General features: G+C 48.3%; 8 protein-coding genes. 4 read left to right on the top strand and 4 right to left on the bottom strand.

Annotated elements, in window-relative coordinates; all coding sequences use genetic code 11:
- Positions 1–458: hypothetical protein (locus tag RM811_RS20260; RefSeq protein WP_402527716.1), on the bottom strand; the 458-nt coding region annotated here is incomplete at its 3' end.
- Positions 459–772: 314 nt separating this feature from the next.
- On the opposite strand from RM811_RS20260, the gene RM811_RS20255 reads away from it, so the two are divergent.
- Together RM811_RS20255 and RM811_RS20250 are read left to right on the top strand one after the other, a co-directional pair.
- On the top strand, positions 773–1,324 hold the full coding sequence (locus RM811_RS20255; RefSeq protein WP_402527714.1) for a hypothetical protein: 552 nt from the start codon (positions 773–775) through the stop codon (positions 1,322–1,324).
- A gap of 352 nt (positions 1,325–1,676) precedes the next feature.
- Positions 1,677–1,886, top strand: a complete 210-nt coding sequence (locus tag RM811_RS20250) for a cold-shock protein (protein WP_402527713.1) — start codon at positions 1,677–1,679, stop codon at positions 1,884–1,886.
- Between the two features lie 215 nt (positions 1,887–2,101).
- Here the strand turns inward: RM811_RS20250 and RM811_RS20245 are convergent, their stop codons facing one another.
- The 3 genes from RM811_RS20245 to RM811_RS20235 all read right to left on the bottom strand — a co-directional run bounded on the left by RM811_RS20245 (position 2,102) and on the right by RM811_RS20235 (position 3,301).
- Positions 2,102–2,491, bottom strand: a complete 390-nt coding sequence (locus RM811_RS20245; protein ID WP_402527712.1) for a response regulator — start codon at positions 2,489–2,491, stop codon at positions 2,102–2,104.
- Positions 2,464–2,847: a hypothetical protein gene (locus RM811_RS20240; RefSeq protein WP_402527710.1), complete on the bottom strand. Its 384-nt coding sequence runs from the start codon at positions 2,845–2,847 to the stop codon at positions 2,464–2,466. Before RM811_RS20240 ends, RM811_RS20245 begins: the two co-directional genes overlap by 28 nt.
- Positions 2,848–3,130: 283 nt before the next feature.
- A complete protein-coding gene (locus RM811_RS20235) occupies positions 3,131–3,301 on the bottom strand; it encodes a XapX domain-containing protein (protein ID WP_402527709.1) in 171 nt (56 codons plus the stop codon).
- A gap of 198 nt (positions 3,302–3,499) precedes the next feature.
- On the opposite strand from RM811_RS20235, the gene RM811_RS20230 reads away from it, so the two are divergent.
- Together RM811_RS20230 and RM811_RS20225 are read left to right on the top strand one after the other, a co-directional pair.
- The gene (locus tag RM811_RS20230; protein ID WP_402527707.1) at positions 3,500–4,024 is read left to right on the top strand and encodes a ProQ/FINO family protein; all 525 of its coding nucleotides are present in this window, start codon (positions 3,500–3,502) and stop codon (positions 4,022–4,024) included.
- 771 nt (positions 4,025–4,795) lie between these two features.
- The gene (locus tag RM811_RS20225) at positions 4,796–5,794 is read left to right on the top strand and encodes a calcium/sodium antiporter (RefSeq protein WP_402527705.1); all 999 of its coding nucleotides are present in this window, start codon (positions 4,796–4,798) and stop codon (positions 5,792–5,794) included.
- Positions 5,795–6,399 lie beyond the last annotated feature (605 nt).

The raw sequence follows: 6,399 nt of genomic DNA, 5'->3' as shown, positions 1-6,399 counted from the left end.
CGGGTATATTCAGGCGCTTCTTTGTTGGTAGAACCATTAATGGTTGAACCAGCGTCGTGATAACGACCCAGATCAAAATCAACATCCAGACGGTTACGACTGTTGAAATCCTGATGCACCAAACCGGTCATACCGTAGTCGATAAAGTTGGCATCGGACTCACTGGAGTAGCTGGTATTACGTGCTGCCAGTGTTGCTTCGTATGTGCTCAATCCCTGCTGGGCTTTAAACGCGGCAGAAGCGTCCAACTTATAAACAGTAGAGCTTTTGTCGGCCAGTTCTGCATCATTGCCACTGTCTTTAAAGACGTTGTCATCATAACCAACACCCAGCGTGGCCATAGGCGTCATTTCCACCGGCCCCAGATTAATATGCCCTGCATCTTCTACAGCAGCGACAGCACTAACACCATAACCGGCCAAAGCAACCGCTAAAGCGAGTTTACTGATACCCTTCATTTAATATTACCCTGTGATGACCGCCGTTAGAGGCATTGCTAAATTCATTTTCAGGTCGCATACATAGGCACCGAAACGGCCAAACTGTTCTGCTTTTCAAGTATCCAGGGTCCTATAATAAACCCTGCCAAGTATGCGACACGGATTGTATTATAAAGAGGTTTTCAATATAATTGCCAGCAGCTTATTGTACGTTTTTATATTGCGCGTAAAAACACGACAGGCCGACTTTTATTTACAGGGAAATACAGACTGAATTGTATCAAACAGTGGTATGACCTACTCCTGGCTCGATTGAAATCGAAAGGAACTTCATGAAAAAACATTTTATTGCGGCCACTGTACTGGCTCTGTCGGCAATGACAGGATTGGCCCAGGCGGATCTGGCCACTGATCTTACCCGTATGCCCGCTGCTGATGCTCTGGCGAAGGCAGTGCAAACTCAGGGCGTTTCTGTTGAAGCACTGATTGCCGATGCGGCTGCTCAGTTAGCAGGCAACCCTCAACTATTAAGTGCTCTGATCAGCGAAGCGATCAAAGCATTCCCTGAACAGGCGGCACAGATTGTCTCTGTGGCGGTAACTGCGGCACCAGCCCAGAAAGCAGCTATCACCAGTGCTGCGATCGCCCAGCTGGCCGATGATCCGGCCGCTCAGCAAGCCGTTCAACAGGCTGCAGATTCTGCCGAACAGCAGGTTGTTCAGGGTGGCGATACTGGCCAAAATGCTCAGGGTGAGCCTGAAGCTGAAGCGGAACAGACTGAAGCGCCGGCTGATGCTCCTCCTGCAGCAACCACTCCTCCACCTCCACCGCCTCCTCCGGCAAGTGGTGGATCTGACAAGCCACCGTCCGTTAGTCCAAACTGATTTTGCCTGCTCTCGGACTTTCGTTCGGGAGCCACTCCTCCCTTGTGTTTTTTCCTGTTTTTTTCCTCCAGTAATTCACCGCCATACAGAGCTTAAGGGCGACGTCATTACTACACACTGGTGACCGACTTTGAGGCGCAGGCTTATTTCAAAATAAGGGAATTATTGATGAGTTTTGCATTTGAAGTATGTATAATCACACGGCGTTGAAAGTGATATTAGTTTTTTATGAATAGATTTGATGTTCCGGGCGTAGGCTCTCGACATATCCTTCATAAGCAAAAATAAAACTTCTAGCAAAATGGCTTTGTCCGCAAAGTCACTCTTATTATTTGAATGTTAGGATGTGTAAATGTCTACCTCTAAAGGCACAGTTAAGTGGTTTAACGACGAGAAAGGCTTTGGTTTTATCAGCCAGGAAAATGGCGGGCCAGACGTGTTTGCTCACTATCGTCAGATCGCTTCTGAAGGCTTCAAGACACTGACTGAAGGCCAGCGCGTTGAGTTCCGTGTAACTCAAGGCCAGAAAGGTCTGCAGGCTGAAGAAATCCGTCCTCTGTAAGACGAATTTCAGTAGGGTTCAATAGCCTTCTGGTGAGTTGAACTATCAAAAAAAGGCGGTACTTTTTAGTACTGCCTTTTTTTATGTCCAGGGATGGACGGTATGCTGGCAATGCACGACTGCATGGATGCAAGAGGTAGAGTAACGCAGGAGCAGTTACCGAGGAGCAATTGCCAGTAGTTGTGGATTCCCCAAAAATCATGCTTCTGATGGTGTTATTGTAAATACTGGCTGAGTATCTGCATTATTTTTTCCCGCTCAATGGGCTTGGTCAGGTAGTCATCCATACCACTGGCCAAGGCTTCGTTTGTTGATCCGCAAACGGCATTGGCGCTTAGTCCGACGATTATTCCTTTCTTCAGACCATTCTCCTGTTCAAACTGCCGGATGGATTCGGTTGCCTGGTAGCCATCGACTAATGGCATTTTGCAGTCCATAAATACCAGATCCCACTCAGAGTAGTTGCTTTTATACAATTCAATGGCTTCTTTACCATTTTTGGCAAATACGGGAGCAATGTTGACCTTTTTAAAGAGTTGCCTGATGACAAACTGATTCGCCATGTTGTCTTCAGCAATCAGGATTTTTTTACCGGTAAAGTCCATAGGGTATTATGCCTTTCTTTTGGTTTTCTGGCCTGGCTTTTCTGGCCTGGCTTTTCTGGCCTGGCTTTTCTGGCCTGGCTTTTCTGGCCTGGCAGTCGCGGGCTTAACACCTGTTTCGGACCGTTGTCATCATAACCGGCGTTACTCAGAGGCTGGCACAGTACGGTTTGAGGGTCTTCCCAGGGGCTGGTTTTTTTCTTTCCGCGGTGAATGGGGCGGGTGATAGTGAACTCATTGGTACCAAGCTGGCGGGCATGCTCTTCATTGTCCGCCCTGACAATGGCCTCTCCCCGGTAGAGGCTGCTCTGCCACTTCATGGGGGTGTGATCCACGGGATACAACTTATAAATAGCCATAACGACCTCCCTGTCAGATATAATGCACTTTTTCTTGATCTAGTTATAAATCTAGCAACGGTTCTGGGGATGTGTTTGTTCTTAATAGAAAAAATGAAGGCTGTGTTCTGAGTATATGGTGGAAAGAGCTATTTTTTTTATTGGTTTACAGTGGGTTATCTTTTTTATTGCTAAATTTTTTGGGCAAAGAGGTTGTGATTGCCGGAACCCCTGCGCAGTATTGGTCAACCCGTACATGTTTTGACCATAATTGAATACTCTGGCTGGGGGCTCTGGTGGGTGATTAACTGAAAAAACGATGGATCAGAAATTGATAACAGACATGCCCAAGGTAGACGCCAACAATACCAGCCACTCCCGACAATACCGGAGGCGCAGGAATCGGTAAGCGGAGGAAACTGAAGAGTATGCCTACGAAAAAACCGCACAGGATGGCAAGGAAAGCTTCATTCATTAGACTGCTCCGAAAATTAGAAGAGCAGTTTTATAGTAGGTCATGGAACTATTTTGTGGCTTGAGTTTATTGGCCAGTGAGTACGTTTTGGTGACAAATTACGCTTTTATGGTGGCGCTGAATCCGTCATTATAGTGTGCCCACTGGCAAGGCCTGATGGGTGATGGTATTCAAGATTTTTTTTGGGCAAGGCAGTCGATGACAGCAGAAAAAAGTAATATTTCTGACCAGGACATCCAGGAGCAGCAGCTGGCACCTGAACAGGATGGTTCCATTATGAGTAATGAGGTTCCGGAAGAGGCCAGGAAAATTCTTGAGAGGCTGCATAACCGGCCTGAAAGTGATGTTATGAACTCTGAGGCACTCCGTCTGGTTCGGATTCTCTGGCCGAATGCTTTTAACGTTTCTGATCCCCGGCCACTTAAGATTGGCATTCACAAGGAAATGGCTGCAGCGAATCTGCTGCCTGCACATGTTATTCCTGTTGCCCTGCGCTTTTTTACGTCAATGGAGCGTTATCTCGAAAGGATTAAAGCGGGGGTTACCCGGATTAACCTTCAGGGTCAGGCTGCTGGCAAGGTTAAACTCAGGGAGGCAGTGGATGCTGAGATCAAGCTGTATACCCAGAGCAGTGATTTTGTCATCACAAGAGACCGGATCATTATCAAGCAGATTCGTTTGCTCTCTGTGAATAAGCAGCCGTGGGCGAATAAGCAGCCTTGAGAGGTTGTCGCAAAAGGTCTTGAATGCTGATTTATACCATGGCCGTCTTTCCCGCGAAGGAGAGTGTCGCAAAAGGCCTTAAAAGAAGGAACCACAAAGGCACAAAGACACAAAGGAAGACTTTTTCTTTTGTTTGCAGCGCGTAGCGCTGGCAACTCCAAAAAACCTTCGTGCCTTTGTGCCTTTGTGCTTCAAGGCTTAATTAAACCTCGTTCCCATGCTCTGCGTGGGAATGCATACCGTACTCGCCACAAGTGAATAACCAGCCTGAACCCCCCGCAGATTCTGGCAAGGAGAGGTTTCTCTACATGCGGCCAGATCCGTATGCATTCCCACGCAGAGCGTGGGAACGAGGGTTTTGCGACAGCCTCGAAGGCGGGAATCCACCACTGGCAGTGGATCTCCGCCTTCGCGGGGATGACGGTTGGGTGGGGATGACGGTTGAATGTTGCGAATAAACAGCCTTGAGCTGGGGTTTATGTCGAGACTTCTTCAGATGCCCTGATGAAAAAATTGCTTTTATCCCTCTCGGTTATAGCTATAATCGGCGCATTCTTGAGGGAGTAACCGGCCTTAGCCAGTTTTTGACTGCAAACTGAAAACTGCAAACTGAAAACTGAAAGGTGTATACATCAACATGCATTAGCCGTTCGGCTATGGTGTATACGATGCTTGCTAAACAGCAGCATTTGGCCAGACTCAGATGGTGGATGTCAGCAAGAGGGCCTGACACCTGTCGTCTGATTGTCATGCCCTCCGTATTGTCCATTCATGACTTCCATTCTTCAATTTATCCTGGCCGTTGCTGCGGGCTTTATCGCGCTTTGCTGGAGTGCAAACCGGCTGGTTGACGTTGCATCTACCCTGGCTTTCCGTCTCGGTATGCCTTTGCTGACCATCGGTGTGACAGTGGTTGCTTTTGGTACTTCTGCACCTGAGCTAATGGTGTCGTCAGTGGCGGCATATAATGGTTCCGGGGGAATCGCCATTGGTAATGTGGTGGGCTCCAATATCGTCAATATCGGCCTGATTCTGGCGATTGGCGGGCTGATTGCGCCGCTGGTGGTTAAAGCTCGCATTGTTTACCGTGAACTTTCTATTCTATTGGTCGCTACTCTTGCGACTGCTCTGATGCTTATGGATGGTGTGTTAAGCGTTTGGGATGGCATTATCCTTTCCGTAGCGTTTTTTGCTTACTGTTTCTATTTGCTGAAGTCCTCCGCTGGCCAGGAAGGTGAGCAGGATATACCGGTTTTACCCATCAGTACGCTCAGGGCTTCCGTCGAGTGTCTGGTTATGCTGGTGATCCTGGTGTTGGGTTCCCAGCTGCTGGTCTGGGGAGCCAGGGGGGTGGCTCTGGCGATGGGTGTGAATGAGCTGATTATTGGTTTAACCCTGGTTGCTTTTGGTACCAGTCTTCCAGAGCTGGCGGCCGTGGTGGTCAGTGCCCGAAAGGGACTTCATGATATGACGGCTGCTACCGTCATCGGTTCAAATATTTTTAATATCCTGGGCGTACTGGGTGTGTCGGGTGTCATTGGTCAGGATATTACCGTGGACGCAGAAGCGTTGCGGATTGATATTCTGATGATGGTAGTGATGGCGGTATTGCTTGCCATTGTCGTGTATTCCGGCAAGGCTTCCTTTGATGCTGAAAAGCAGCATGGCAATCTGCCGGTCAGTGTATGGAAGGTTTCAGGGTATAAGTGCCTTATTCTTCTGTTCACCTATGCGGCCTACCTGGTCTGGTTGATAATGAATGTTTCGTGACCTTCTATCTTTGCATTTGATGTGTGGAACAGGCGAGTAAGCGAGGGGAATGTTCACAGGCGTTTCAGGTAACTGCCGATGCTGTTGAGTGCTGGTTGTTTTTTAAACAATCGCTTTAAGTCACCAATATTGGCAGGCCTTTATGAACTATCCCGAATGTTGTCACAAGTTTATCCACAGAAGCTGTGGATAAACTTTTTCACGGATGATTCGGGCTTTTTTTGCTCAGGGCTGTCAGCGGGCAATAATCATAAGATACCTGAGTTGCTTTTGATGGGGCATCCAGCGAAAAGTGTTCCCCGGGGGTGACCACTGTTAAGAATTTACCATCGTTATTCTCGCCTTCGAGGTTATTGCAAAAGGTCTTAAATGCCGACTTATACCACTGTCGTCTTTCCCGTGAAGGAGGCTGTCGCAAAAGTTTTTAAATGCCAATTTATACCACTACCGTCTTTCCCGCGAAGGAGGGTGTCGCAAAAGGGCAAAACACCCCCCGACCGTCATCCTCGCGAAGGCGGTTGTCGCAAAACCCTCCTCGCTCCCACGCTCTGCGTGGTAGCGCCAGGACCCAACCACAGACACGATTCCTGCGGTTGGCTATGCAT

This window comes from Endozoicomonas sp. (assembly GCF_031844845.1).
Lineage (GTDB): Bacteria > Pseudomonadota > Gammaproteobacteria > Pseudomonadales > Endozoicomonadaceae > Endozoicomonas.
The sequence above is the reverse complement of the archived record's forward strand: the minus strand, read 5'-3'. Positions and strand labels throughout refer to the sequence as shown.